The 25,484-nt window shown below is 71.8% G+C and carries 22 protein-coding genes; 13 read left to right on the top strand and 9 right to left on the bottom strand.

Annotated features, from left to right (window positions below):
* Window positions 1–62 precede the first annotated feature (62 nt).
* The 5 genes from ACWGL3_RS03900 (at window position 63) to ACWGL3_RS03880 (ending at window position 5,615) form a co-directional block, all read left to right on the top strand.
* Window positions 63–860, top strand: a complete 798-nt coding sequence (locus ACWGL3_RS03900; RefSeq protein ID WP_452460796.1) for a hypothetical protein — start codon at window positions 63–65, stop codon at window positions 858–860.
* Window positions 782–1,294 (top strand): hypothetical protein, encoded by a 513-nt coding sequence (locus tag ACWGL3_RS03895; protein WP_452460795.1) that lies wholly within the window; start codon window positions 782–784, stop codon window positions 1,292–1,294. Before ACWGL3_RS03900 ends, ACWGL3_RS03895 begins: the two co-directional genes overlap by 79 nt.
* A 287-nt stretch (window positions 1,295–1,581) precedes the next feature.
* Entirely contained in the window at window positions 1,582–3,087 is a 1,506-nt protein-coding gene (locus tag ACWGL3_RS03890) for a multicopper oxidase family protein (RefSeq protein ID WP_452460794.1), read from the top strand.
* 631 nt (window positions 3,088–3,718) lie between these two features.
* Window positions 3,719–4,627 carry a zinc-binding dehydrogenase gene (locus tag ACWGL3_RS03885; RefSeq protein ID WP_452460793.1) on the top strand — a complete coding sequence of 303 codons (909 nt, stop codon included), beginning with the start codon at window positions 3,719–3,721 and terminating at the stop codon, window positions 4,625–4,627.
* A gap of 70 nt (window positions 4,628–4,697) precedes the next feature.
* Entirely contained in the window at window positions 4,698–5,615 is a 918-nt protein-coding gene (locus tag ACWGL3_RS03880; RefSeq protein ID WP_452460792.1) for a cupin domain-containing protein, read from the top strand.
* Window positions 5,616–5,696: 81 nt separating this feature from the next.
* On the opposite strand, the gene ACWGL3_RS03875 is transcribed toward ACWGL3_RS03880, so the two are convergent.
* Genes ACWGL3_RS03875 through ACWGL3_RS03865 form a run of 3 tightly spaced genes read right to left on the bottom strand, consistent with a single transcriptional unit; the run spans window position 5,697 to window position 8,224 of the window.
* Window positions 5,697–7,160, bottom strand: a complete 1,464-nt coding sequence (locus ACWGL3_RS03875) for a phytoene desaturase family protein (protein WP_452460791.1) — start codon at window positions 7,158–7,160, stop codon at window positions 5,697–5,699.
* Between the two features lie 28 nt (window positions 7,161–7,188).
* Complete coding sequence (locus ACWGL3_RS03870) at window positions 7,189–7,950, bottom strand: GNAT family N-acetyltransferase (RefSeq protein ID WP_267945066.1); 762 nt, start codon at window positions 7,948–7,950, stop codon at window positions 7,189–7,191.
* The gene (locus ACWGL3_RS03865; protein ID WP_452460790.1) at window positions 7,943–8,224 is read right to left on the bottom strand and encodes a hypothetical protein; all 282 of its coding nucleotides are present in this window, start codon (window positions 8,222–8,224) and stop codon (window positions 7,943–7,945) included. The genes ACWGL3_RS03870 and ACWGL3_RS03865 overlap by 8 nt, the downstream gene beginning before the upstream one ends.
* Before the next feature lie 90 nt (window positions 8,225–8,314).
* On the opposite strand from ACWGL3_RS03865, the gene ACWGL3_RS03860 reads away from it, so the two are divergent.
* The 3 genes from ACWGL3_RS03860 to gltX all read left to right on the top strand — a co-directional run bounded on the left by ACWGL3_RS03860 (window position 8,315) and on the right by gltX (window position 11,449).
* Entirely contained in the window at window positions 8,315–8,815 is a 501-nt protein-coding gene (locus ACWGL3_RS03860; protein WP_452460789.1) for an NUDIX domain-containing protein, read from the top strand.
* A complete protein-coding gene (locus ACWGL3_RS03855) occupies window positions 8,812–9,879 on the top strand; it encodes a DUF2332 domain-containing protein (RefSeq protein ID WP_267945069.1) in 1,068 nt (355 codons plus the stop codon). The genes ACWGL3_RS03860 and ACWGL3_RS03855 overlap by 4 nt, the downstream gene beginning before the upstream one ends.
* A 154-nt stretch (window positions 9,880–10,033) precedes the next feature.
* Window positions 10,034–11,449 (top strand): glutamate--tRNA ligase, encoded by a 1,416-nt coding sequence (gltX, locus tag ACWGL3_RS03850; RefSeq protein ID WP_267945070.1) that lies wholly within the window; start codon window positions 10,034–10,036, stop codon window positions 11,447–11,449.
* 1,271 nt (window positions 11,450–12,720) lie between these two features.
* Here the strand turns inward: gltX and ACWGL3_RS03845 are convergent.
* Both ACWGL3_RS03845 and ACWGL3_RS03840 read right to left on the bottom strand, forming a co-directional pair.
* The gene (locus ACWGL3_RS03845) at window positions 12,721–13,623 is read right to left on the bottom strand and encodes a sulfatase-like hydrolase/transferase (protein WP_267945071.1); all 903 of its coding nucleotides are present in this window, start codon (window positions 13,621–13,623) and stop codon (window positions 12,721–12,723) included.
* Window positions 13,624–13,627: 4 nt separating this feature from the next.
* Window positions 13,628–14,875 (bottom strand): methionine adenosyltransferase, encoded by a 1,248-nt coding sequence (locus ACWGL3_RS03840; protein WP_452460788.1) that lies wholly within the window; start codon window positions 14,873–14,875, stop codon window positions 13,628–13,630.
* Window positions 14,876–15,038: 163 nt separating this feature from the next.
* Between ACWGL3_RS03840 and ACWGL3_RS03835 the strand changes: the two genes are divergently transcribed.
* From ACWGL3_RS03835 to ACWGL3_RS03825, 3 genes are all read left to right on the top strand, one after another.
* Complete coding sequence (locus ACWGL3_RS03835) at window positions 15,039–16,268, top strand: helix-turn-helix domain-containing protein (RefSeq protein WP_452460787.1); 1,230 nt, start codon at window positions 15,039–15,041, stop codon at window positions 16,266–16,268.
* 24 nt (window positions 16,269–16,292) lie between these two features.
* Window positions 16,293–16,763: an NUDIX domain-containing protein gene (locus ACWGL3_RS03830; RefSeq protein WP_267945074.1), complete on the top strand. Its 471-nt coding sequence runs from the start codon at window positions 16,293–16,295 to the stop codon at window positions 16,761–16,763.
* A gap of 580 nt (window positions 16,764–17,343) precedes the next feature.
* Window positions 17,344–18,363: a LacI family DNA-binding transcriptional regulator gene (locus ACWGL3_RS03825; RefSeq protein ID WP_267945075.1), complete on the top strand. Its 1,020-nt coding sequence runs from the start codon at window positions 17,344–17,346 to the stop codon at window positions 18,361–18,363.
* A gap of 111 nt (window positions 18,364–18,474) precedes the next feature.
* Here ACWGL3_RS03825 and ACWGL3_RS03820 read toward each other — a convergent pair whose 3' ends face one another.
* A complete protein-coding gene (locus tag ACWGL3_RS03820; protein ID WP_267945076.1) occupies window positions 18,475–19,011 on the bottom strand; it encodes a class IV adenylate cyclase in 537 nt (178 codons plus the stop codon).
* A 314-nt stretch (window positions 19,012–19,325) separates the two neighbouring features.
* Window positions 19,326–20,126 carry a GNAT family N-acetyltransferase gene (locus tag ACWGL3_RS03815; RefSeq protein WP_267945077.1) on the bottom strand — a complete coding sequence of 267 codons (801 nt, stop codon included), beginning with the start codon at window positions 20,124–20,126 and terminating at the stop codon, window positions 19,326–19,328.
* Between the two features lie 536 nt (window positions 20,127–20,662).
* Between ACWGL3_RS03815 and ACWGL3_RS03810 the strand changes: the two genes are divergently transcribed.
* On the top strand, window positions 20,663–21,457 hold the full coding sequence (locus tag ACWGL3_RS03810; RefSeq protein WP_267945078.1) for an SAM-dependent methyltransferase: 795 nt from the start codon (window positions 20,663–20,665) through the stop codon (window positions 21,455–21,457).
* A gap of 207 nt (window positions 21,458–21,664) precedes the next feature.
* On the opposite strand, the gene ACWGL3_RS03805 is transcribed toward ACWGL3_RS03810, so the two are convergent.
* Both ACWGL3_RS03805 and ACWGL3_RS03800 read right to left on the bottom strand, forming a co-directional pair.
* Window positions 21,665–23,755, bottom strand: a complete 2,091-nt coding sequence (locus ACWGL3_RS03805) for a serine/threonine-protein kinase (protein WP_452460786.1) — start codon at window positions 23,753–23,755, stop codon at window positions 21,665–21,667.
* 260 nt (window positions 23,756–24,015) lie between these two features.
* A complete protein-coding gene (locus ACWGL3_RS03800; RefSeq protein WP_452460785.1) occupies window positions 24,016–24,396 on the bottom strand; it encodes a winged helix-turn-helix transcriptional regulator in 381 nt (126 codons plus the stop codon).
* Between the two features lie 75 nt (window positions 24,397–24,471).
* Here ACWGL3_RS03800 and ACWGL3_RS03795 point away from each other — a divergent pair, with 75 nt between their 5' ends.
* The gene (locus ACWGL3_RS03795; RefSeq protein WP_452460784.1) at window positions 24,472–25,401 is read left to right on the top strand and encodes an NADP-dependent oxidoreductase; all 930 of its coding nucleotides are present in this window, start codon (window positions 24,472–24,474) and stop codon (window positions 25,399–25,401) included.
* The last annotated feature ends 83 nt before the right edge of the window (window positions 25,402–25,484 follow it).

The following is a 25,484-nucleotide window of genomic DNA, read 5'->3' as shown; positions in this document are numbered from 1 at the left end:
TGCTTGTTCGGTTGCCGGGCCGGCCCGTCCGCCGTGTGCACAGACGAAGCTGAGAGGCGCGAATGACCCGCAAGCACGTGACTCCCCCGCCCCGGAAGACGGGTACGCCGCAGGCCAGGGCCAGAATCCTACGGTGGCAGCTCGCCTACGGCACCCTCGGCGTGCCGCAGGCCGCCGCGCCCATCGCCTTCGGCCTGGTGGCACTCCCCCTCACCGGCTCGGTCGAGTCCGGCGCCACGATGGTCTTCGCCATGACCACGGCCCAGGTCCTGGGCGCCGTCCCCGTCTCGCGCCTGGGCAGGCGGTTCAACAGTGTGCACTACCTTCGGGCCCTGATCGCCGTGCGCACGATCGCCCTCGCCGCGGTCACCGTGCTGGCGGCCGTGGGGGCCCCGTTCGCGTTCCTCGTCGCCGCGGTCGTCGCCGCGGGCCTGGTCAACGGAGCCGCCTACGGCTACCAGCGGCTCCTCCTCAACCACCTGGTCTCTCCGGGAGGGCTGCCCCGGGCACTGGGCGTGGCCGCGACGCTCAACGAGATCAACTTCGTGCTGTCCCCCGTGCTCGCGTCCCTGCTCGGCGCGGTCTCGCCCGTCGGGGCGATGGCGGCGATCACCGTGCTCGGGGTGGGGCCCATGCTCCTGCTTCCCCCGATTCCGCAGGCGCGCGGACCGGAGGACGGCCGGCCCGGCGGCACGGGCGGGCGGGTCCCCGCCGAGGTGCTCCTCTGGCTGTTCTGCGCGGCCGCGGGGGCGCAGCGGTCGCGGCCGTCGAGGTCGGTGCCGTGTCGTTCGCCCTCTCCTTCGGGCTCGCCCCGGGCTGGGCGTTCCTGTTCGCCTCGGTCCTGTGCGTCGGCGCCGTGACCGGCGGCGTCTGGGTCAGCCTCCGCAACCGCGTGCCGGAGCGCTGGAAGGTCGCCTTCTTCCTCGTGATGAGCACCGCGGCCTCCGGCGTGATCCTCGCCGGAGGGCACATCGCCCCGACTCTCGCGGGAGCGGCGGTCCTGGGGTTCTTCCTGCCGCTCCTGGGGACGTTCTACTCGCTGGTCGTCGACGAACTCGCACCGCCCGGACGCCGTGCGGAGATGTTCGCCCTCCTGCGCACGGCGAACTCGCTCGGCGTCATCGCCACCAGCGGCCTGCTCGCCCTCCAGGGGTTGCCGACCGCGCTCCTCGGCAGTGCGGCGCTCCTGCTGCTCGCGTCGTGCCTGGCCGCGCTCCACGCCGTCCTGGTCCGCCGTGGACGCCGGCCCCAGCCCCTGACGCACGTCGACGGCCGCGAGGATGCCATCGCCTGAGGTCGCGGGGACACCGACGGACACGGGCCGCCGGGCTTTCGGCCGACCGGCTCCGCGCCGGGGGCCGGTTGTCGCCGGCCGCGGGGATGACAGGGCCTGCGGCCACGCAGGTGTCGGTGTGCTCGCGGGTCGGAGCATCATTCCGTCGACGGTCACCAGAGCCGGAGGAGGGCAGCGGCGCCGCGTCGGCCCGCGCCCTGTTTCTCCGGGGCTCCGGGGCCCCGGGAGAACCGTCTACGTAGGTATCGCCGACGCGAGGGCGCCCCGTTCCGCGGGATGTTCGTCCCATGGAACGTCGCACAGCTCTCAAGGTCCTCGGTATCGGCATCGGCGGGGCGTTCGCCCTCGCCGGGGGCGGCCTCGGCGTCTACTACGCCGCCGCGAAGCGGGACACCGCCGGGAGGATCGGCTTCGACTCGGCGCTGGCCGTCCCTCCCCTGGCCGGGTCCGCGCCCGGCGAGGCGGGGTCCCGGGTGTTCACGCTCGGTCTCCGGTCGGGCGAGACGGCGTTCAAGGAGGGGGCGGCCACCCGCACCTGGGGCGTGAACGGCGCCTACCTCGGCCCCACGGTCCGCGCCCGCCGCGGCGAGGAGGTCGCGTTCGCGGTGCGCAACGAACTGGACCAGGAGACCTCGCTCCACTGGCACGGCATGCACCTGCCCGCGGCCATGGACGGCGGACCGCACCAGACCGTCGCCCCCGGCGGTACGTGGGAGCCGCGGTGGAGGATCGACCAGCAGGCGGCGACGCTCTGGTACCACCCCCACGTGCACGGGGCGACCGGAGACCACACGTACCGGGGCCTGACCGGGCTGTTCATCGTCGACGACGACGCGACCGACGCGCTGAACCTGCCCTCGGAGTACGGCGTCGACGACATCCCGATGATCGTCCAGGACCGCGCGTTCGACCGGGACAACCAGTTCGAGGAGAGGATCCCGCTGGCGGGCTCGCTGGGCGTGATCGGTGACGAGATCCTCGTCAACGGCACGCTGGGCCCGTACTTCGACGTCACGACCGGGCTCGTGCGGCTGCGACTGCTCAACGGGTCCAACGCCCGCCTGTACAACTTCGGTTTCTCGGACGACCGGGCCTTCTCGCTCGTGGCCACCGACGGCGGCCTGCTCGCCGAGCCGTGGGAGACCGACCGCCTGCACCTGTCGCCGGGTGAACGGGCGGAGATCGTCGTGGCCTTCGAGCCCGGCGAGACCGTCGACCTGCGCTCCTACCCCTCACCGGAGTACGGCGGGGCGTCGGGGAGGCTCGACGGCTTCGCGGACCTGCTCGACATCTGCCGGTTCAGGGCCGCCGACACCCTGTCCGACGACACCGAGGTCCCCGCGGTGCTCGGCGCAGCGCCGGACCTGGCCGCCGAGGCGGTGGCGCAGGAGCGCTCCTTCGTGCTCGCCTCGGACCGGATCAACGACCGCTCGATGGCGATGGACCGCATCGACTTCGGCGTCCGCGAGGGCACCGTGGAGGTGTGGGAGGTGACCAACGACAACGGCTACCTGCACAACTTCCACGTCCACGACGTCCAGTTCCAGGTCCTGACGGTCGACGGCGAGACCCCGCCGCCCCACCTGCGGGGCTGGAAGGACACGGTCATGGTGGCCCAGGGCAGGCACTACCGGCTCGCGATGCGCTTCGGCGGCCACACCGACCCGAACATGCCGTACATGTACCACTGCCACCTGCTGCAGCACGAGGACGACGGGATGATGGGCCAGTTCGTCGTGCTGGGCGAGGGCGAGGAGGTCGGCGCGGTGCCGGCTGCGCACGACCACGCCTGAGGGGCGCGCTGCGCGATGGCCGCCGTCGGGGCGGCCGGCCCGTCGCCGGAGGGGCGCCCGCGGAACCGTACGCGCACGCGCCGACGCCCGAGGCGTGCGGCACCCGCACACGGTCCGGTTCTCCCGAAGCCGCGGTGAGCCGCACAGCAGTCCGGTGGGTCGCCGCACCCGACCCCGTGGCCGCGCCGCGGGCGGGTGTCGGCGGACGGCGGTAGCGGTGATTCCTTTTCAGGTCGGGTTTTCGGAATTCCGTGTGCTGACAACCCATCGAGGCTTTGTCGCAGCGAATAACGGAATTCCCTGCGGCGGAGCCCCTGCCGTGATCATCGCGACCCGTGGCGGGCGATTCCGCCCGCCGAAGCACCGGCGCCGGACGCATGCCCCCAGGCCGGCCGCGCCGGGCCGTCCGGCCGTCCCTCGCCCCTCACAGCGCCGTCCGCCGGAGGGACACAGGGCTCGTCGCGCCGCGAGTCGCTCTGACACAGATCGTCAACTGATTGATTCTCCCGGGGCTGGCCGCCACCCCGGTCCTGCGTAGGATTTCAAGAAGTCGGCAGTACGTTATTTGCGTATTTGACCCACTGCCGCGCCGAGCGTTCCGTTTTATCGACGACAGAAGGAAGCACACACTATGCGCGCCCTCGTGGTCGCTCACGGCGAGGCCGGTCCCATCCGGTTCGCCGATGTCGATGAGCCCGTACCGTCCACCGGTGAGGCGCTGGTGGAGATACGGCACATCGGCCTCAACTTCGGAGAGCTGAATTACGTGCACCAGTGGCCGGCCGGCGCCGTGCACGGTCACGACGCGGCCGGCGTCGTGGTGCGCGCCGCATCCGACGGCTCGGGGCCGCCCGAAGGTACGCGCGTCGCGCTGGGAATGACCCCCCACGCGTGGGCGGAGCGTGTGGCGGTCGACCCGGCCTCGCTCGGCGCCGTTCCCGAGGGGGTGGACCTGGCCGACGCCGCCGCGCTGGGGATCGCCGGAGTCACCGCGTTCCGGGTGCTGCGCAAGCGCTCCCTGCTGGCGCGCAACGTCCTGGTCACCGGCGCCAGCGGGGGCGTGGGGCACTTCGCCGTCCAGCTGGCGGCGCTGGCGGGCGCCCGGGTGACGGCACTCGTCGGTTCGCCGGACCGGGCCGCCGGACTGCGCGAACTCGGCGCCGACGAGGTCCTGACCGACCTGGCCGAGACCGGGGACCGGTTCGACCTCGTCCTGGACACGGTCGGCGGGCCGCTGGTGGCCCGGGCGTGGAACTCGCTCGCCGAGGGCGGCACCATCCACGTGGTCGGTTACTCCTCGGGGCAGGAGACCACGTTCCCGCCAGGGGCCCTGTTCGGCTTCGGTGAACCCCGCAGCATCGCCACCTACGGCGACATGACACCGACCAGCGGGGAGCTGACGGACTTGCTGGACCTCATGGCCGCCGGGAGGCTCTCGGCGCCGGTCGGCCTGCGGGGCGACTGGCGGGACGTGGACGAGGCCGTCCAGGCGCTGTTCGCGCGGAAGGTGCACGGAAAGGTCGTTCTCGATGTGACCTGAAGCCGTGAACGAAGGAACGTGCGCCGTCGCCCGTCGGCGGGCGGTCCGCGGCGCGGACGAGAATGGACCCATGGACGTGTTGGCGGAGGTCTTGCGTGTCTCGGGTTCGCGTGGGGCACTCGGGGTCATGGTGAAGGCCGGAGGAACCTGGGGCCTGTGGCTGGACGCCTCTCCGGGAGCGACACTGCACGTGGTCTCTCGCGGCACGGTGTGGCTGCACGCCTCAGGCGAGAAACCTCTTCGGGTGCAGGCCGGAGACGCCGTCCTGGTGCCGCCGGGCACCGCGCACGGGATAGCCGGCGGCGCCGGCGTGACCATGGGTTCCTGCGACCGTGAGGCGGCGGCCCGGTCTTTCGGCGACGGCCGGGCCCTGCGGCTGGGCTCGGAGCCGGCACAGGCGGAGGTGATCGTCCTGCACTATGAGCAGGACCCGGAGGTGAGCACACCGGTGCTCACCTCCCTGGCCCGGCCGATGCACGTCACAGCCCGCCAGAACACGCAGTTCGGGAGGACCGCCGAACTTCTCGCCGAGGAGCTCGCACAGCCGCAGATCGGCACCGACGCCGCCGTCAACAGCATCGTCGACCTCCTGCTCGTCCAGTTCGTACGCGCCTGGCTGGAGCGCCATCCGGAGGCGCGGTCCGGCTCATGGCTGGGAGCGATGCGTGATCCGGTCGTGCGCGACGCCCTGGCACGCGTCCACGCCCAACCGGAACGCCCCTGGACCACGGAGGCCCTGGCCGTCGCGACGAGCGTCTCCCGGGCGACGCTGTCCAGGCGTTTCCGGTCCGCCCTCGGACAGACGCCGGGCGCGTACGTGACGCAGTGGCGCATCGACCTGGCGTCCGTCCGGCTCCGCGACACCGACGAGCCGGTCGAGTCGATCTCCGGCGCGGTCGGCTACGCCTCGCCGCACGCCTTCAGCCGTGCCTTCAGACGCGCCCGGGGCACGGCCCCCGGGGAGTACCGTTCCCGGTTTCGCCGGTGATCGCGGGCAGGAGGTCACCGGCGACACCTGCGCACGGGTGCGGTCCGGCCGTCCCCGGGCCGGGGCCCGGACGGACACGCCCTACCCCGGGGGCGCCGGCGACAGCGCCGGAGGCGTGCGCACGCCGAACTCGCGGCGCAACGCCGACCTGGCGGCCAGGTGGCCCCCCATGCCGTGCACACCGGGTCCGGGCGGGGCGGACGCCGAGCACAGGTAGACGCCGCGCAGAGGGGTGCGGTGCGGGTCCCAGCGGGGCACGGGCCGCAGCAGCGTCTGCCTGAGGGTCATCGCACCGGAGGCGATGTCGCCGCCCACGTAGTTGGGGTTGTACCGCTCCAGGTCGGCCGCGCTCCGGGAGCTCCGCGCCACCACGGTGTCGGCGAACCCGGGCGCGTACCGCTCGATGCGGGCGGTCACGAGCTCGGCGGGGTCGGCGGGGTCCCCGTGGGGCACGTGCGCGTAGGCCCACACCGGCCGGTGCCCCCCGGCGCCCACGCGCCCGGGGTCGGCCGCGGCCGGGTCCACGACCAGGACGAACGGCGCCTCCCCCGGCCTGCCCCGGGCCACCAGGGACTCCTGCCGGAACACGGTCCCCTGGCGGCCCCCGAGGTGGACCGTCCCCGCCGCCCCCACCTCCGGGTTCGCCCAGGGGATCGGCTCCGAGGTGAGGAAGTCGACCTTGGCGGCCCCGGGGCCGTACCGGAAGGCGCGCAGGCCCGCGCGGTAGGCGCCGGGCAGCAGCGGGCCCGCGATCCTCAGGAACTCCTTCGGGGACAGGTCCAGGAACACGGCCCGCGCGCCTCGGACCTGCCTGAGGTCGTCGATCCGCTGCCCGGTGGCGAGGGTTCCGCCGTGGGCCCGGACGTCGGCCGCCATCGCCTCGGCGATCCGCGCGCTCCCGCCGCGCGGGACCGGCCAGCCGGAGCCGTGGGCGAGATGGCCCAGCAGGAGGGCGACCGCGGCCGAGGAGGGCGTGGGCATGCGGCCGACCACGTGGGCGCCCACCCCGGCGAGCAGCGCCGCGGCCTCCGGCCCCGCGAAGGCGTGCCGGGCCAACGGGGTGCCGTGGCGCAGCATGCCCAGCCCCAGCAGCAGCGGGGCGCGCAGGTCGGCGGGGAGGCTGCGCTGCCGGCCCAGCGCGAAGTCCACCACCGCGCGGCTGTGCTCCAGCAGCGGTCCCATCAGCGCCCGCCAGGCTCGCCCGTCACGGCCCAGGCCCGCGCAGGTGGCGTCGAGGTCGTGGTGGGCCAGCGCCGCCCGGCCGCCCTCCAACGGGTGCGCGTAGCTGATCCGCGGCGTGAGCAGCTCCACCCCCCGGGCCGCCAGGTCGAACTCGCGGAAGAACGCGGACGCCGCCGCCATCGGGTGCACTGCCGAGCAGATGTCGTGCACCACGTCGTCACGGAACAGCGGCGAGGTGCGCAGGCCGCCGCCGATGTCCTCCGCCGCCTCGTACACGGTCACGGACAGGCCCGCCCGGGCCATGGTGACCGCTGCGGCCAGGCCGTTGGGCCCGCTCCCCACCACGGCGACGTCCTCGCTCATGCCTTCCCCTTCCACACCCCGGCGGCCTTCAGGCGCCGGGTTCGTAGACGTAGGGCCGGGTCCAGGTCACCGGCTCGAAGCCGCGCCTGCGCAGCGTGGGCTCCGAGGTCGGCAGGGCGTCGACCAGGACGTGGGTGCGCCCCCGCTCCCTTGCCTCCCTCAGCCTGCTGCCGACCAGCGCGGTGAACAGGCCCCGCTTGCGGTGCTCGGGCCGGGTGCGCCCGCCCGCCAGCTCGGCGTAGGGGCCGCCCGGCCGCAGGTGGATCCGGCCGCAGGCCGCGGGGCGGCCGTCCTCGTAGGCGATGTGGACGCTCATCGCCTCCGGTGCCCTCCGCAGACCCTCGGCGAGCCTGCGCCGCTCCTGCTCCACGTCGCGCCGGCCGAGGGCGGCGGCGATCCCGGCGTAGTCGTCCAGGCCCCGCTCGTCCACGACGCGCCGGATGTCGCGCCCCTGCGGGTCGAAGGCCGCCGGGTCGGCCCCCTCGACCGCCAGCGCCAGCACGCTCTCCCGGTCGTCGGGCTCGAAACCCGCGGCGGTGAGCCGCTCGCCCAGGTCGGCGGGGGTGTCGTGGCCGTAGACCTTCCACTCCAGGGTGTAGGGCGTCCGGCGCGCGAGGTCGACCTCCTCCCGGATGACCCCGTCGAGTTCCCCGGGGGCGCAGCGCGCGTAGACGATCCGGCGCTCGGAACCGTCCGCCGCGTGCTCGCGGACGACGCCTCCCCGGCCGGTGCTGTCCCCCGAGGCCCGGCGCTCGCCGTCGAGCCCCGCCAACAGGTCGTGGTCACTCATACGGGGTTTCCTCACGGTCCAGGATCCGGGCCACCGGCCGGTTGCCGGCCATGGCGTCGAGAATAGGGCAGAGGCCTTCCGGCAGGCCCCGGGCGCGCTCCGCGCGGAAGATCTCGCTGTTGCAGGTCAGGGCGAGCTCCGGTTTCCCGTCGGAGCGTACGAAGGCGAACAACAGGTCGGCCTCCTTCGGGCGCCGCGGCAGCTCCCGGGCCGCGAAGGAGACGCCGCCTGCGCTCGGCGCCTGCGCTCGGTCGGGCCGGTCCAGGGCCACCATGACGTCGAACAGCGGACTGCGGTCGGTGCCGCGGTCCCCAACGGTCCACGGCCACCGGCCCGGGGGGACGACTCGTCTAGGCTCGACCGGGTGAGCCACGACACCGCAGCAGAGCGGCAGTTCCACGCGCGCCTGCCCGCCACCCGGGGCGCGGCGGGCGCGCTCATCCTCTCCCCCGGCGGACAGGTGCTGCTGGTGGAGCGCGCCTACAAGCCCGACCGGCCATGGGGCCTCCCCGGCGGCATCGTCGAACACGGCGAGTCCCCGCTGGCCGCGTGCCGCCGCGAACTGGCCGAGGAACTCGGCGTCCGGGCCACCGTGACGCACCTGGCCGCCGTCGACTGGGTCCCGTCCTCCGGGGAACGCACCGCCGCCCTCCAGTGGCTGTTCACCGCCCACCTGCCCGAGGGCGCCGAACTGCGCCTTCCCCCGGACGAGCTGTCGGGCTGGGCGTGGGTGGAACCCGGACGCCTCGGCGACCTGCTGCCCGCCCACGTGGCCCGCCGCGCCACCGCGGCCCTGGCCGCCCGGGCGTCCGGCACCACCGTCTACCTCGAGCACGGCCACCACGCGCTGGAGGAGGACCGTTGACCGCGCCCGGCACCGACCGCGCCGCCGCGGTGGCCGCGGCCTTCACCGACATCGCCGAGCGCCGCGCCGGCGGCGGGTACGCGCCCGTCCACGCGGCCATGGCCACCGCCTGCGCCACCGACCCCTGCGCCCTGGACCTGGCCTCCCGGGCCGCCGACGGCCAGAACCCGCCCTCCCTGCTGCTGGGCGCGGTGCAGTACCTGCTCGCCCGCCGAGACCCCGGCCACGCGCTGGCCCGCTTCTACCCCACCCTCACCGGGCGGCCGGCCCCCGACCCGCAGGTCGACGACCCGTGGCCCGACCTGCGGGCGTTCCTCACCCGGCACCGCGACCGGATCGCGGAGATCGTCACCACCCGCCTGGTCCAGACCCACGAGGTCGGCCGGTGCTCCTACCTCTACCCGGCCCTGACCGCCGTCCGCCGCCACGCCGGCGCGCCGCTCGCCGCGATCGAGATCGGCCCCTCCGCCGGGCTCACCCTGGTCCCGGACCGCTACGCCTACTCCTACGGAGACGGGACCACCGCCGGCGCACCCGACTCCCCCCTCCTCCTGAGGAGCGAACTGCGCGGGCCCCACCGCCCCCCGCTCGACCGCGGCCCCGAGATCGCCTGGCGTGCCGGGATCGACCTCAACCCCCTCAACCTGGCCGACGCCGAGGACCGCGCCTGGCTGCGGTCCCTCGTCTGGCCGGACCACCCCGACCGCGCGGCCCGTCTGGACACCGCGTTCGCCGCCGCCCGTACCGGGGAACTCCCGACCCTCCACCGGGGCACCGCCTCCCAGCACCTGCCCGCCCTCCTCGAACAGGCTCCCGTGGACGCGGTGGTGTGCGTCTACCACACCGCCGTCACCGCGCACTTCACGTCCCGGGCGCGCGCCGAGCACCGGGACCTGCTGCGCAGGCTCTCGGAGCGCAGGCGCATCCTGTGGCTGCGCGCCGAACCCGTCGAGGAGCCGCGACTGCGGTTCACCGACCTGGACGGCGGCCTGGCCCGCACCGAGGTCGTGTTGGGCGGCTACCACCCGCACGGCGCCTGGCTGGAATGGCACCACCGGGGGTGAAGGCCGCCGGCCGGCAGTGGGCGCCTTTCGGGCAGCGGCCCTGCCGGGAAGACCGTGGCGACTGAAGTGTCCCCGGATCACACCCGAAGTCCCCGACAGGGCGAAGTGACGACAACTGAGCAGGGGCGGCATTCTCGGGGATAGGATCCCCCGTGTGACTGAGACCTCGATTCGCACCAGGTTCGCGCCTTCCCCGACCGGTATGTTCCATGTGGGCAATGCCCGGTCACTGCTGCTGAACTGGGTGGTCGCGCGACAATCCGGCGGCACCATGGTGCTGCGGATCGAGGACACCGACGCCGCCCGCTCCCGCCCCGAATGGACCGAGGGCATTCTGGCGGCGATGGCGTGGATGGGCGTGGACGCCACCCAGTACGAGGGTCCCTACTCCCAGACCGATTACGCGGACAAGCACACCGAGGCCGCCCAGCGCCTGTTGAAGGAAGGGCTGGCCTACTACTGCGACTGCGCCCGCGAGCAGGTCCAGGCCCGGCGGGACAACCCCAACCTGGGCTACGACGGGTTCTGCCGCGACCTCGGTCTGGAGACCGGGCCCGGGCGGGCGCTGCGTTTCCGCATCCCCGAGGGCGGACCGGCCGTGGTCGAGGACCGGATCCGAGGCCGGGTGGAGTTCCCGCACGAGGCCCTGGAGGACTTCGTCATCGCCCGCGGTGACGGCACCGCCCTGTTCGTCCTGGCGAACGTGGTGGACGACGTCGAGATGGGCATCACGCACGTCATTCGGGGCGAGGAGCACCTGTCCAACGCTCCCAAGCAGCAGTTGCTGTGGGAGGCGCTGGGACACACCCCGCCGGTATGGGCGCACGCCCCGGTGCTGGTGAACGACAAGCGCCAGAAGCTGTCCAAGCGGCGTGACAAGGTCGCCATGGAGTCCTACCAGGCCGAGGGCTACCTCCCCGAGGCCATGGTCAACTACCTGATGCTGCTGGGATGGGCTCCCGGCGAGGACCGCGAGATCATGCCGATCGAGGAGATGATTCCGCTCTTCGACCTGGCCGACGTCAATTCCTCCCCTGCGTTCTTCGACGAGAAGAAGCTGCGGGCCTTCAACGGCGACTACATCCGCGCCCTGGAGGCAGACGAGTTCGCCGAACGGTGCGCCCCCTACCTTGAAGGCGAGGGAGTGCCCTGGCGCGCGGAGGACTTCGACCCGGACGTGTTCGCCGTTATCGCCCCGTTGGCGCAGAGCCGCCTGACGGTGCTCAGCGAGATCGTGCCGAACGTGGACTTCCTGTTCCTGGACACCCCGGTCTTCGACGAGAAGAGCTGGTCCAAGGCCATGAAGCCCGGGATCGGCGCGGAGATGCTCACCGCGTCGATCGCGGCCTTCTCCGACAAGAGCCTGACCTGGGACGCTGAAACCCTCAAGGGAGCCCTTGAGCAGGCCGGGGCCGCCCAAGGGCTCAAGCTCGGCAAGGCTCAGGCGCCTGTACGGGTGGCGGTGACCGGTCGCACGGTCGGGCTCCCGCTGTTCGAGTCACTGGAATTGCTGGGCCGCGAGCGCACACTGGAGCGCCTGCGCGCGGCGCTGGAGCGGCTCAACGCCTGACGGGCCGAGGCCAGCCGCGAGTCCATCAGTTCCTGAGGTAGAACCTCAAGGAGTTCTGAAGCTGCGGGCCCGTCCCGTTGCCCGGTGAGCACCCAGCGGACCGGATGCGGAGGCGGGCCCTTCGCCATGTCGCGTGACCATGCGTCCAGCCACCACCATGCCTCCTCCGCCTGGTCGGGAGGCGGTTCATGGTTGATCTCGATGTCGGTGAGTGCCCGGCACAGCCGGACCTGTTGGGACAGCGGCCGCGGGTAGCACCGGGTGATCCACGCGGTGACGCGCGGGGATGTCCCCGGACAGCGGTCATCCAGTTCCTGTTTGGCCACCTCTGGAGTGAGGGTGACGGACACCTTCCGGTCCAAAGACCGTAGACGTCGTTCGTCCAGAAGGCTGTCCCCGTGCCGGGGAAGAACCGTTCGGACCTGGCCCACCAGGGCGGAGAAGCTGACCGGCAGTGCAGCTGGTTGCAGTTGGCCCAGGTACGGCTCAGCGAGGAAGCACCGCAGCGTCGAGGGTCTGACTCCCTGTTCGAGCAGGCCTGAGATGCGAGGTACTACAGACCCCGGCTCCAGCAGTTTGGGCAGGAACAGGTGCGCCGGAGGGCACCTTCCCTCGTTTAGGGCCCAGTACAGGCGGACCTGGACGGGCATGGCGTCGCGTTTGTCGGTGCCTCGCACGATCAGGGTCGTGCGCTGTTCGATGTCGTCCACGACTGTGGCCAGATGCCACAGGGCCCGCCCGTCACCGCGCATGAGCGGAACCGTCTCCTGCGCCGGGCAGAGGGCCGTGGTCGTGTTCACGGCCACCGAGGTGGTCAAGGCCTTGGGGCAGACGCCTTGTCCGGCCATGAGCTGATCCACGGCCGCCACATCGAGGCAGGGAAGTCCTCGGCGCGTCACCAGGAGACCTTGGATATCCAGCCGCTGTAAGGCCTGCTGGTACCGGTCGCCTCTCTGGCTCTGGCGGAAGACCCGCTGTTCTTCCTCGACCGGTATCTGAGCCACCTGCGTGAGCTCTCGGAGAAGCCGTGGTCGGTGTTCGTCGCGGCTGCGCAGGCTGTCGCTGTCGTCCCACCGGACCGCTACCCGTGTACGGACACCAAGATGCTGTGCGGCCCTGTGGGCCAAAAGCGCGGTGAGTAGATGGGTTCGAAGGACGCCGGCGCGGAAGGACGCGTGGTTGGGAGAGACGCCCAACCGTGTCCTGACACCCTCGGAGGAAGCCGTGATGAGTGCAGGATGCGTGAACCAGGGTTGGAGGACGGCCACGGCTTATCCCCCGCCCAACACGCCGCACCACAGGGGCACCGTGGCGACCGTCGGATGCGGGTGTGCGTGGCCGAACCTGCTGCCCTCTCCGAACTCCTCGCCGTGGTCGGCGCAGACCACCACCAATGGGCGTCGTGTGCTCAGCCGTGAGAACAGGTCGCCCAAGCGGGTGTCGGCCCACTCCAGGGCGCGCCTCTGCATGTCCAGGAGTACTCCGATGTCTTCAGCGGTCAGGAGGTCATCGTCGGAAGCGTCTTGCTGGAAGTCGTGCAGCTGGTAGAGGCGTCGAAGAAGGCCCCTGTTCCGTTCGGTGAGAGGGCTGAACGGGGTCGTGTAGGGGATGTGCGTGCTGGAGCAGTTGACGAACAGGAAGAACCGTGCGGCCTTCAGACACAGGTCCGCAAGCGTCCGGGTGTGGGCCAACGGGAGGTCTTTGCCGCGCTCGGCGACACGGGCCTCTGGAGTGGCCGGGGCGCGGGAGGCCCGTCCGAAGTAGTGGAACTCCGGGAACAACCTCGGCAGGCCGTTGGCCGGATCCGAGGAGTCGAAGAAGGTGACGCCCCCAGCGCCCACCACCCGGTAGCCCTTCCCGCTGTAGTGCGCCATCAGCGTGGGCCCGTCGAAGGGAACGGCGGCATGGCGATTCGAGGGTCGGGCGACGGCCGAACGCCAGATCGACTCCACGCTGTTTTCGCCGAGTGTGAGGGGCCCTGAGACCGGCCGGGGCAGGAAGCCGTTGAACAAGGCAGCGTGGGCGGGGAGCGTGTAGGTTCCCGGGCTCTCGGCCTTCAGTAGTGGGCCGAGTTTCACCAGATTCGGGGTGTGCGCGCTCGCCGCGACGTCGTAGCGACACGAGTCCAGGGTGACCAGAACGACGCTGCGCTCGGCAAGGTCGATGTTCGCCATCGGCTCACACCTCCAGGACCAGCGACGGGTCGCGGAAGCGATCCATCGGGGACAGCGCGAGCAGGCGCTCGGAAAGCAGCGGAAGCTCGGCCAGAGTCGCGATGGTTAGCTCCTCGACGGCATCGCGTTCGAGACGGCTGTCACGCGGTGCCAGTCGAACGCCCACGAACGACGGGTCCTCCAGGCGATCGCCGTTGCGCGACACGAGCACGACCTCGTTGGGCACACCGAGCTTGGCGTGGATTCGGTCCGCCAGACGTGCAGCGGCCAGCGTGTACAGCTTGCCGGTGTGGTGCATGGGGTTCTTCCCGGCCAGGGCCTCCACTCCCGCACCGCCGCTGGCGGAGATGACACCGTTGGCCTTGTTGCCGCGCCCGACAAGCCCGCAATCGCCCTTACCCAGCGAGGTCCCAAAGGGTGCCAGGTAGGCGTTACGGCCGTGGTCCTTGGTGTTGACGCTCAACCGGGTCAGCCACGGTTGCCGCCGGACAATCGGATGCTCGTTGATGAAGGCGTCGAGGCGGCCATACGCCTCGGCTACCAGGGCCGTGTACTCACGGTGCGAGCCGACCGCCTCGGGGTGCACCGGAAGGCAAACCGTCACCTCCAACACGCTCCCCGACCGGACCAGCATCACCTTGACGTCGGAACCGAGGCCGTCGAGCCCGTCCTTGAAGGAGGAACCGTTGACGTGGTTCTCTACGTCGACTGCCAGAACGTCCAAGGGATCGGCAGGGGCGTAGGCGCTACAGAAGGCCGTGTCGTTGGCCAGCGCGCCGCCACCCGGAACACGGCACTCGTCGCCAGCGGAGGGACGGTAGAACGAGGAGAGGTGGTCCGCGCCTACGCCAGCGGTGTTCTCCACGAAGCTGCGCACGGAACGGACGATGTCCTCACTACCGGTCGCCTCGGCCAGGACGTCCTCGACCACCGCCCGAAACATGCCCTCGATCGGGATAGACCGGTCACCCACTGAGCGCGTCACCTTGCCGAACAGGTACGCGCTGATGGGCTTGTGAACCGTGTAGCGGCCGAAAACGATCTCAGCCTCTGCGCCGACCAGGGCGACCTTGTCCACCCAGTGGTTCGGAACCGCTCCGAACCGGTCGAGTCCGTGAAGTGAGTAGCGGCGGGAGAACTCCTCCGCGATGAGGTCAGCGAGCGAGTCGGGGTGGCCGATGCCCTTGCGTTCGACCACGTTGAACCCGGAGTCCGTGCTGGGAACGAGGACTTCGTGGCAGGTTATGTGCATTGACTGTCTCCTCTTTGATCGAGTCCGTTAACGAGCTTCAAGGGAATTTCAGATAAGAGGGATGGCCGGGCCTTCTCTGCGGCCAGGCGGGGTGTTAGGAAGTTAAGGCCACGTTCTCCGCGTAACCCGGAAAGAAATTCCGGGGTGTTCAGGAAGGGCTCTGATGCCGCCGAGCTCCCCTCAGCTCAGCCCCGGCCAGCGGGTCGCCTGGCACCGGCTCCGACGCGGCCTTTCTCAAGAGGTGCTGGCGGGTCTGGTCGGGAGAACGGCCGACTGGCTGGGCAAGGTCGAGAACGACCGGGCGCCCTTGGACCGACTTTCGGTGATCAGCTCACTGGCCGAGGCCCTCGGCGTTCCCCTCATCGCTCTGATCGGAGACCACTCGCACCATGGGCACCATGAGGAAACGGACGTGCATGTCGCACAGATCCGGTCAGTCTTGATGGACTACCGCCAGATCAGCCCGGTTTTCCCGTTCGCCGACAACAACGGTGAGCAACCGGACCTGCGCTTTCTTCGAAACGAGGCGGAAACAGTCATGGGCGCCTACCAAGCATCCGACTACAGCCGGGTGTTTCGTGGGCTCCCCGACCTCCTCGCTCAGGCGCAGACCGCGGTGCGTGTCTACGAAGGTGAGCAGAGGCGGCGGGCCGGAGCTCTGCTCGCCCTGGCTTGTCAGGCGTGCGCGATGATCCTCACCAAGGTCGGAGAACCAGATTTGGCTTGGATCGCGACGGAGCGAGGAATGAAGGCGGCCTTCGACTACGGCGATCTGCCCCTGCAGGGTTCCCTGATGCGTTCGGGGGTGCACTCCCTCCACTCACGCGGACAACATGAGACGGCTGTCGCGCTGACAGGGGAAGCCGCTTCGTACCTGCGGCGGGAGCAGGGCAGTCGTCCCACCAATACGCGACTGTTATCCGTCTACGGCACCCTGTTGTTGCCGGGAGCCGTGGCCGCAGCGCGCAACGGGGATCGTGCCAGCGCGATGGAGTACCTGAAGGAAGCCGAACGCGTTGCTTCCCGGCTCGGGCGAGACGCCAACCATCTGTGGACGGCGTTCGGGCCGACCAACGTGCTCCTGCACAGAGCGACCGTTGCCGCCAGCCTCGGAGATCCGCGTGCTGTCCTCGAACTGGGAGTTGGTGTCGATACCGCGGCCCTGCCACGGGAGAGGCGGGTACGTCATCTCTTCGACGTGGCCGGAGCGTTCGCGGACGTCAACCAGATTCCGTCAGCCGTTGAGCGCATGCTCGAGGCGGAGAGACTGGCCGTCTCCCATGTCCACCGGCACGTGATGAGCCATCAGATCGTGGTACGCATGATGCGAACCAAGGCGGGGAGGCGGGATCGGAGGCTGGCGGATCTGGCGCACCGGATGGGGATGTTCTGACGCGAAGGCCGTTATTGTCGGAGCATGGTCTCTGATCCCACAGAATCCTTCTCCCGCCCCCGGGTCGCCGCAGGTGCCCTGTTCTTCAATCACCTCGGTCAGGTGATGATGGTAGTTCCCTCCTACAAGGACTACCTGGATATCCCCGGCGGCTACATCGAGCACGGTGAGACACCGACCCAGGCCGCAGTGCGCGAGGTGAAGGAGGAACTGGGGATCGCTCCACCCATCGGACGGCTATTGGTCGTGGACTGGGCACCCAACCCCTCCGAAGGAGACAAGCAGCTGTTCATCTTCGACGGGGGAGTGCTGGGTCAGGGGTGGCTGGACCAGATCACCCTCGCTCCGGCCGAGCTGACCGGATACGAGTTCCACGACGTAGCCACGATCGAGGCGGCAACGATCCTTCGTCTCGCGCGCAGGATCACCCATGGCGCACGCGCACGCCAGGAGGGCACAACGGTCTACCTGGAGAACGGCGAGCCCGTCTTGTAGACGCATACTCACAGGGGAGGTGGGGCGCGTTGACGAAGCACTCCGTTCTTCCTGAGTGAAGTGCGCATGCGAGGACCGATGAAAACCGGGCGGGCCACCGCAACCGCGGAACCGGCCCGGCCTCCCCCGGGCCCAGGGCTCCGATGTGCGGTCATCGAGGTGGTCACCTCTGCCGACGCACTGTCCAGCGGCAGGAGATCCCACCAGCGCACGTGCCTTGTCCAGCGAGGCTTCGTCCCTTGTCGCGGGTCTTGGACCGCCACATCAGGTTCAGCACCTCGTATGGAGCGCTGAGGCGCTGGGTCGGGAAAGTTCGTGCTGAGGTTCTGGCACGCTTGTACGACCTCAACCGAGACAGAACAGCGATCCGTTCCCTCTGGAGCGCCACTTCGACGCGCGCACGGCCCGCCTGCTCGACGCCCTCATCGAGGGGGCGGGGATCCACCGGGCGCTGGACCCCGAACCCGCGGACCGCGAACTCACCCGCGAGGCCGTCGCGAAGATCACCGCGCCCCGACCCCGCACGCCCTGACCCGCTCAGGCCCCGTGCCGCGACCGGACACACCCGACAGGAGTACCGATGGGCTCGATGATGCGGCGCCCGACGATCATGGACATCGCCAGAGCGGCGGGGGTCTCCAAAGGAGCGGTGTCCTACGCCCTCAACGGCCGCCCCGGTGTCTCCGCGCAGACCCGCGAGCGCATCCTGGCCACCGCCCGCGACTTCGGCTGGTCGCCCAGCGGCCCGGCGCGCGCCCTGTCCTCGGGCGGCAGGACGGCCACCATCGGACTGGTGACACGCCGGGCGGGCCGCCTCTGGGGCAGCCACTCCTCCTTCGCGCTCCTGGTCGAGGGGGTCCAGCACACACTCGCCTCCACCGGGATGGACATGATCGTGCACTCCGATCCCGACGGGGAGGGCTCTCCGCGCCGCCGTTGGGAGACCCGGGGCCGTGTCGACGGTGTGCTCCTGGCCGAGGAGCGCATGGGACGGCCCCCCGCGTCTTCGCCCGCCGTGCCCGCCCTGGTCCTCGGAGCCGCGATGGAGGGGAACGGCACGCTGTCACTGCCGGTCGACGACCACCCCACGATGAACGAGGTCATGCACTACCTCGTCGCCCTGGGGCACACGAGCCTGGCCCACGTCGCGGGGCCGGCCGACCTCGCCCACGCGCACGCGCGGGCCAAGGCCTTCGAGCAGACCGCGCGCGACCTCGGCCACCGGGCCGTGGTCGTGCACACCGACGGCAGCGGGGAGCACAGCGCGCGTGCCACCCGGCGCCTCCTGGCCCTGCCCGAGAGCCCGACGGCCCTGGTGTACGACAACGACGTGATGGCGGTGGGCGGGCTGGCGGTGGCCGAGGAGATGGGCGTCGCGGTCCCCTCCGAGCTGTCCATCGTGGCCTGGGACGACTCGCTCCTGTGCCGTCTGGTGAGGCCGGCCCTGACGGCGGTCCGCCGCGACATCGTCGGATACGGCCGTCGTGCGGCGGCCCTGCTCATCGGGGCCGTCGAGGGCGCACCGGTGGCCGAGGAGATGCTCCCCGGCGGAGAGCTGGTGCCCCGGGAGAGCAGCGGGCCCCTCCGCCTCCCCCGGTGAGGGCCCCGGCACAGCGACATCACGTCGCGAGGCGTCGTGCAGTCCGACCCGCACTCGCCGCGCGGTGCCCTCCGGCCACGGGAGCGGGGCCGCGGGGCACCGCCGCGGGCCTCAGGCGGGCACGGGGCGCACCAGGACGTCGTAGGTCTCCGTGACCCGCTCCAGGTCCGTCCCGAGTCCGCGCGCCCACGCGTCCAACTCCTCCTGGGCCGCCCGTCCGTCCCGGTCGTCATCGACCAGCACCTCGAGCTCCAGGAACACCCCGGCTCCCCGCACGTCGTCGAGGCACACCGCGATCGGACCGGACCGGCCCGTCCGACGGCTCTTGACGATCCGCACGCTCGGCACGTAGCCCAGCGCGGTCAGGACACCGTGCATCCCGTCCCGGTCGGCGACGGCCGTCTCGTGCTCCACGCACTCCATCGCGTTCGCCAGCGGGGTCTTGGCCGTCACGATGTGCACGCCGTCCTCGGTGCGCAGGCGGGCGAAGGTGAAGCCGCGCTTGCCCTGCCCCGGATCCCAGCCGGGGGGCGCGTAGGCCGTGTCGTCCTGGTGTACCGGCTCCCCCATGGTCACCCCGGCCTCCCGGAGCGCGGTCAGGACCGCCTCCGGGTCGTGCACCCGGTACTTCGCCTCGATCTCCCGCATCCTCGGCCTCTCCTCGCAGCGCTGTCGGGGCGAGCGTAGTGAAGGCTCACGACGGCGTCCGGGGTTCGGCCCGTCCAGCGCCGGAATGCGAACACACGTCCCTTTCGGGGCGTCCCCGGAACTGCTGCTCAGGATGTCTTTCCCGTCGACCGGAAGTCCCCGAGGATTCCCGGGACCCTCTCTCCTGGGTTCTCGATCAGCGAGCGGCGGGTTCGCCGCTCAGGGGTCCTCGTACCCGGGCCCGCCGCTCGCCTCGTTCCGGCGCTCCTCGCCGCAGCCCGGGCGCGAGGTCCGCCCCGGACACGCCGGGGAGCTCAGCCCTTCAGACCGTAGAAGTGCACCGGGGAGTTCGGCCGGAAGCCGATGCGGGGGTACACGGGCGCCCCCGCCTCGGTCGCGTGCAGGGTCGCGCGGGTCAGGCCGGTGGCCCGCCCGCCCTCGTGCAGCGCCTTGCGCGTGACCGCCTCGCCGTAGCCCCTGCGCTGCCAGTCCGGGTGCGTGGCGACGAGCGCCACGAACAGGCGGCCCTCCGCCTCCACCGTCGCGGCGCACGTCACGGGGACGCCGTCGCGCAGGCCGAGGTAGGCGTACACCCCCTGTTTCCACAGCGCGGACCCGAGGAGCCCGTCGCGGCCGTCCTCCAGCGGGAACCCGTACGCGCGCGAGTTGAGGTCCGCGTACTCCCGGAGCCGCTCCTCGGTGGTCACGCGCACGAAGACCAGGTCGGGGTGGGACGGCTCGGCGACGGGAAGGAGGTCCCCGGCCATGCCGGTGCCGGAGAAGGCGAACTCCAGGCCGGCCCTCTCCGCGGTCGCCCGCACCCCCTCCCGCGCGTCCTCGCCGAGGAGGTCCTCGAACAGCCACAGGAACCCCGGACGGGCCTTGGAGCGCATGATCTCCGCCGCCCCGGTCAGACGCTCCTCGACGAGCGCCGCGTCCGCGCCGACGTCGGTCAGCGTGACGCAGTTCCAGAACGCGAACCGGCAGTCGGCCCAGCGGACGGCGATGCCGGGCAGGTCCCGGACGTCGGCGTCCGCGTCGCGGTCGAGCACCATGGTGCGCCAGGCCGCGGCGAGCTGCCGCATCGATTCGATCGACTCCGTGCGATCAGTCATCGGAACCCTTCGAGCGGTGGGGAGGGGGGAGCCCGTCCGGCCGGGCGTGGGGCGCCGCCCCGGCCCGTGGCCGCGTGCGTGCTCCGGCTCCACGATCCCCGACCGTCCCCCGGTTACCGGCCGGTTCGTCCGATCTGTGACCTGGAGGCGGGCACGGATCGGTATCGGAACGGATGAGCGCGAGTGTGGAGGGGAAAGGAGACCGGGGGACGACCGTGGCCCGTCCCCTCCTCCGAAAGCTCCTCGTCCCACGGAAACGACGACTACTGAGCCCCGTTTCCCGCACAGGGGCGGAACACGGTCCGGCCGGGCCCTGCGTCGGCCCCGCACCCCGTCCACCGGGCGCCGGAGTCCGGCCGCGCACGGAGGGGGTTCCTGGCCAGGTCCCGTGTCGAGGCACGCCGAACGCACGTGGCCGACGGGGTGATGGCCGCGAAAACCCTTGTGTGGCAGGGTTTCCCCGACGGCGAAGAAGATGCGCGAACGAGAAGGACGACCGTGTCCCCGGATCGTCCGCCGAGCCGGAAGGCACTCCCATGACGAACACCCCCCGCGTCCCCCTGGACACGACCGTCCCCCACTCCGCACGGGTGATGAACTACTGGCTGGGCGGCAAGGACCACTACCCGGTGGACCGCGCCCTCGGGGAGCAGGTCGAACAGGCCTCTCCCGAGATCGTCGAGCTCATGCGCGCCGACCGCCGGTTCCTCGCCCGCGCGGTCGCCCACCTGGCCCGGGAGGAGGGCGTCCGGCAGTTCCTGGACATCGGCTCCGGCCTGCCCACCGCGAACAACACCCACGAGGTCGCCCAGGCCATCGCCCCCGGGGCCAGGATCGTCTACGCCGACAACGACCCCCTGGTGCTCGCGCACGCCCGTGCGCTGCTGACCAGCACCGAGGAGGGAGCCACCGCCTACCTCGACGCCGACCTGCTCGACCCGGAGGCGCTGCTGGCCCGGGCACGCGAGCACCTGGACTTCACCCGGCCGATCGGACTGGTCCTCATGGGCGTGCTCGGCCACTTCCCCGCCGACGGGCGGACCTACGCCGTGGCCCGCGCCTACGTGAACGCCCTGCCGGCGGGCAGCTTCCTCGCCCTGTGCGACAGCACCGACACCAGCCGGCAGATCGTGGAGGCGGCCAGGGCCTGGAACGAGAACGCCGCCCAGCCCATCCACCTGCGCACCCCGGAGCAGATCGGCGCCTTCTTCGAGGGCCTGGAGCTGCTGGAGCCCGGCGTGGTCTCCGTCCCGTTCTGGCGGCCCGGGACGACCGGGGCGGGCGCTGCCGGGGAGATCGCGCAGTACGGCGGCGTCGCCCGCAAGCCCTGAGCCCGGGCACGGTCCCCCGCCCCCGCGCGTCCGGGCTCCCCGCTCGGACGCGCCCCTCCCCCGACGCACGACCGCGGTGCCCCGGTGTACCGCCAGCACGCGTTCGTCGTCCCTCCGACCGTGTCCACCGCCGCGGCGACGGCACCGTCCCGGCCGTCGCGTTCCAGCAGCGCGTGCCGGCTCGGGCCCCGAGTGGTCCGGGCCGCCTCAGGCGGGCAACCGCTCGCGAACCCCGTCCAGTTCCACGAGTTCCCGGCGGAGCCGAGCGGCGTCCTCCTCCGCCTGGCGCGCCTTGTTCCGCCATCCCCGGGTGGACCGGTACTTCTTCCTCATCCTGTCCGACGGCGGGGGGTGCAGCATCTTGTGGGAGTCGGCGGCGATCATCACCAGGGCGTAACCGAGCAGGAAGAAGACCGACCAGAGCAACGCCGTCAGCGCCATTCCCGTGACCGCGTCCACCGCCCGGTCGTCGCTGAAGTAGAGCGGGAGGGCGAACAGGCACGCCGCACCCGCCGCGATCAGGCGGGCCCACGTGTGCTGCGTGTTCCGACGCCTGAGCGCCAGTGCGAACGCCTCCCGCCGTTCGATCCTCTCGCTCAGCTTCCGGTGCCGGGAGTCGAGTCGGGCGAGGAGTTCGCGGAGCACACGGACCACCAGCCCGTGGCACGCCCACACCGGCTGCGGGGTCCCGGTCGGCGGCTCGGGCGGCAGGTGCCGCCGCAGCGACGGGTCCAGGGCGTCGCGGTCCCGCCCGACCGCGCGCCGCCACTCGTCCGGGGCCAGGACGGCCCGGAGGAACAGGCCGCCGTCCGCCCTGCGGTCGAACGCCGTCCGGGACCGGGGCTCGGCCGGGGACAGCACGGCGGCGTAGCGCTCGCTCTCCCGGAGGTAGAGGGCCAGCGCGGACCGCGCCGCCCTGATCATGCGCCGGTACTCGTCGCACCCCTGCCCGGGGCGGCACGGGTGGCCGGGTTCCCGGCAGTCGTACCCGGCCGCCGCCTCGGCCGCGTTCAGGGGCAGGTCGACGTCGTCGCCCAACGGGTCCGCCCGTCCGGCGGCCGTCGCCCGCGCTCCGGACAGTCCCACGTCGGTCCCCCGGTACCTCGGCGGCAGGTCCAATCGGACCCGGGCGACGAACCGCAGGACCGCCAGCTCGACGTCCACCGGCTGTCGGCGGAGCAGGTCCGGGTCGATCCCGGTGTCCCCCGGGTGCTCCGCGATCCACGCGGCCAGGTCGGCCCGTTCGTCCGGGTCCCCGAACAGCTCGCACGCGGCGTCCGTGTCCGCGTGGAAGGCCGCGGCCAAGCCGCCGAGCGAGCGGTACCACCCGCCGGCGAACCCGTACGGGCGTCCGGGCCGCACCCCGGGGCCCGGAAGCTCCTCCGTCAGCTTCAGGGTCTCCCGCAGTGTCGGGACGCCGCGGATGTCCTCCGTCGGCAGCGTCCCGGCCGCCCCGGTCGCCGCGGTCCTGCCCGAGACCAGCGCGGTCTCGACGTCCGTGTCGTCCGCGCCGAGTCCCAGCAGGGAGTTGAGCACCTGGTGGGCGGTCGGTCGCCGGTCGGGCTCCCTGTCCAGGCACCGGACGACGAGTCCGCGCAGTTCCTCCGGGACTGCCGAGCAGTCGGGGTCGCCCGTCAGGATCCTCGTGATCACGGCGACCGGGGTGCGCCCCTCGAACGCGTGCCGCCCGCTCGCCGCGTAGACCATCACCGCGCCCCACGAGAAGACGTCCACCGCGGGGGTCAGGTACGGGGCGTCGTTCAGCCGTTCGGGCGCCATGTAGCGCAGGGTCCCGACCTTGGCCGTGGCCTGGAAGGCCGTGTTCTCGAAGGAGCGCGCTATCCCGAAGTCGATGACCCTGGGGCCGTCCGGCGCCATCATGATGTTGTCCGGTTTGAAGTCCCGGTGGGCGACGCCGGCCCGGTGGATCGCCGTCAGCGCGGTGGCCGTGGACACGGCCAGGCGGTGCAGGTCCGCGCCGCGGCGCGGGCCCCGCGCCCCGATCTCCTGCGTGAGCGTGCGGCCCTCGATGAACTCACTGGCGATCCAGGGCCTTTCGGCGTGCGGGTCGGCGTCCAGGACGCGTGCCACGCAGAACGGGCTGACCCTGCGTGCCGCCGCCACCTCGTGGGCGAACGTCTCCCTCAGGCCCGGGTCCGCGCCCGCGCCGGCGTGGAGGAGCTTCACCGCCGCGGGGCCGCCGCCGGGGGCCTGGGCCCGGTAGACGACGCCGAAGCCGCCCCGGCCGATCTCCTCCAGGAGCCGGTATCCGCCGATCTCGCCGGTCTCCGCGTCCATGACCCACCACGCCCTGTCGCCCGTCCCCTCGCGGGGCCCGGGATCCGCTCCTCAGACGTGTATAGCGCCGCGGCGATCCGTGCGGAAGGGCCGGTTGCTCCTCCCGGCCGCGACCGCGTCCTCGACCAGCGGTGATCAGGCGGGCGCGGAGAAATCCGCGCCGACTCTCGCCTTTCACGTGTGCCGTACGCACGTTCCTGTCCGAGGGTCGGGGCCTCCCAAGCCCGGCTCGACAGCCGACGGGAGCACACGGGTTCGGGTCAGTCGGTCCGGGCGACCGGCTCGGGACCGGCATCGAGTGCGTCGAGCACTGCGTCGCCGTTCTCCATCGCCCATTCGGTCAGCATGCGGATCGGATCGATCAGCGTCGCCCCGAGCGGGGTGAGCTCGTACTCGACGCGGGGCGGCACCTCGGCGTAGGCGTGGCGGCGGACGAGCCCGTGTGCCTGGAGTCGTCGCAGTGTCTGGGTGAGCACCTTGCGGGAGATGCCCCCGATCAGCTCGACCAGCTCGCCATGGCGCACCGGACCCTGGCTGAGGCCGTAGAGCACGACCACCGTCCACTTGTCGGCTATGAGCTCGACCGCCAGACGCCCCGGACAGTCGGCGAGGAAGAGATCACCGGGACCGAATCCGCTCATGGCGCCAAAGGTACCTGTTGGTTCCTATGCGGAAATCTAACTTGGGCTCTCCCTTCCAACGAATCCAGGGGAGTCATGCGAGTCATCACCCAGCAGACGCTCGGCGGTCCCGAAGTGCTCACCATCGTGGACGCACCCGAGCCACAACCCCTCCCGACCGAGGTCCCCGTCCTCGTCGAGGCGATCGGGCTGAACCCGTTGGAGGCGCTTCTGCGCGCCGGCGAGTTCCCGCTGTTCGGCCGGCCGCCGTTCACCCTCGGCTGGGACATCAGCGGCGTGGTCGGGGAGGCGCCTCAGACGTGGCGGTTCAAGCCCGGCGACGAAGTGTTCGGAATGCCGCTGTTTCCGCGGGCGGCGAGCGCGTACGCCGAGGTCGTGTCCGTGCCGGCGCTGCACCTGGCACGCAAGCCGGCCTCGCTCTCGCACGTCGAGGCGGCGGCGCTGCCGACCGTCGGACTCACGGCGTGGCAGGGTCTGGTCGACCTCGGCGGCGTGACCGAGGGCGACCGCGTCCTGGTCCACGGCGGTGGCGGCGGGATCGGCCACGTAGCGATCCAGATCGCCAAAGCGCTCGGCGCGCACGTGACCACGACCGCCGGCGGGAGCAAGCGGCAGTTCGTCGAGGGGTTCGGCGCCGATGAGGTGATCGACTACACGGCGGTCGACTTCACCGAGGCGGTCAGCGACATCGACGTCGTACTCGACACGATCGGCGGCGAGATCGCCGAGAGGTCGCTCGGAGTGCTCCGGCCCGGCGGGCACCTGGTGACGGCGGCCGCCATGCGGGACGTGCGGCTCGCCGCCGAGTACGAGGCGGCCGGCATGCGCTTCAGCGGCATCGCGGTCGACCCCGACCCGGTCGCCCTGCGGGGTCTGGTCGACCTCGTCGAGCAGGGCAGGCTCCGGGTCCACGTGCAGGAGACGTTCCCCTTCGAGCGCGTCGCCGACGCGCACCGACTGCTCGAGGGCGGCCACCTCCGGGGCAAGCTCGTCCTCACCGTCTGACCCCGTCATGGGGCCTCGTGCGAGCGGGGCCCCACCGGGGTTTTCTCACGTCGTATGGGTGGAGCCGTTGCAGGTGGAGCAGG

The organism is Nocardiopsis sp. NPDC055824 (genome assembly GCF_053616335.1).
The sequence above is the reverse complement of the archived record's forward strand: the minus strand, read 5'-3'. Positions and strand labels throughout refer to the sequence as shown.

Coding starts and splice junctions, on each gene's coding strand:
- ACWGL3_RS03900 (WP_452460796.1), top strand. CDS start 63: ATGACCCGCAAGCACGTGACTCCCCCGCCCCGGAAGACGGGTACGCCG.
- ACWGL3_RS03890 (WP_452460794.1), top strand. CDS start 1,582: ATGGAACGTCGCACAGCTCTCAAGGTCCTCGGTATCGGCATCGGCGGG.
- ACWGL3_RS03885 (WP_452460793.1), top strand. CDS start 3,719: ATGCGCGCCCTCGTGGTCGCTCACGGCGAGGCCGGTCCCATCCGGTTC.
- ACWGL3_RS03880 (WP_452460792.1), top strand. CDS start 4,698: ATGGACGTGTTGGCGGAGGTCTTGCGTGTCTCGGGTTCGCGTGGGGCA.
- ACWGL3_RS03875 (WP_452460791.1), bottom strand. CDS start 7,160: ATGAGCGAGGACGTCGCCGTGGTGGGGAGCGGGCCCAACGGCCTGGCC.
- ACWGL3_RS03870 (WP_267945066.1), bottom strand. CDS start 7,950: ATGAGTGACCACGACCTGTTGGCGGGGCTCGACGGCGAGCGCCGGGCC.
- ACWGL3_RS03865 (WP_452460790.1), bottom strand. CDS start 8,224: ATGGTGGCCCTGGACCGGCCCGACCGAGCGCAGGCGCCGAGCGCAGGC.
- ACWGL3_RS03845 (WP_267945071.1), bottom strand. CDS start 13,623: ATGGCGAACATCGACCTTGCCGAGCGCAGCGTCGTTCTGGTCACCCTG.
- ACWGL3_RS03840 (WP_452460788.1), bottom strand. CDS start 14,875: ATGCACATAACCTGCCACGAAGTCCTCGTTCCCAGCACGGACTCCGGG.
- ACWGL3_RS03835 (WP_452460787.1), top strand. CDS start 15,039: ATGCCGCCGAGCTCCCCTCAGCTCAGCCCCGGCCAGCGGGTCGCCTGG.
- ACWGL3_RS03830 (WP_267945074.1), top strand. CDS start 16,293: ATGGTCTCTGATCCCACAGAATCCTTCTCCCGCCCCCGGGTCGCCGCA.
- ACWGL3_RS03825 (WP_267945075.1), top strand. CDS start 17,344: ATGGGCTCGATGATGCGGCGCCCGACGATCATGGACATCGCCAGAGCG.
- ACWGL3_RS03820 (WP_267945076.1), bottom strand. CDS start 19,011: ATGCGGGAGATCGAGGCGAAGTACCGGGTGCACGACCCGGAGGCGGTC.
- ACWGL3_RS03815 (WP_267945077.1), bottom strand. CDS start 20,126: ATGACTGATCGCACGGAGTCGATCGAATCGATGCGGCAGCTCGCCGCG.
- ACWGL3_RS03810 (WP_267945078.1), top strand. CDS start 20,663: ATGACGAACACCCCCCGCGTCCCCCTGGACACGACCGTCCCCCACTCC.
- ACWGL3_RS03805 (WP_452460786.1), bottom strand. CDS start 23,755: ATGGACGCGGAGACCGGCGAGATCGGCGGATACCGGCTCCTGGAGGAG.
- ACWGL3_RS03800 (WP_452460785.1), bottom strand. CDS start 24,396: ATGAGCGGATTCGGTCCCGGTGATCTCTTCCTCGCCGACTGTCCGGGG.
- ACWGL3_RS03795 (WP_452460784.1), top strand. CDS start 24,472: ATGCGAGTCATCACCCAGCAGACGCTCGGCGGTCCCGAAGTGCTCACC.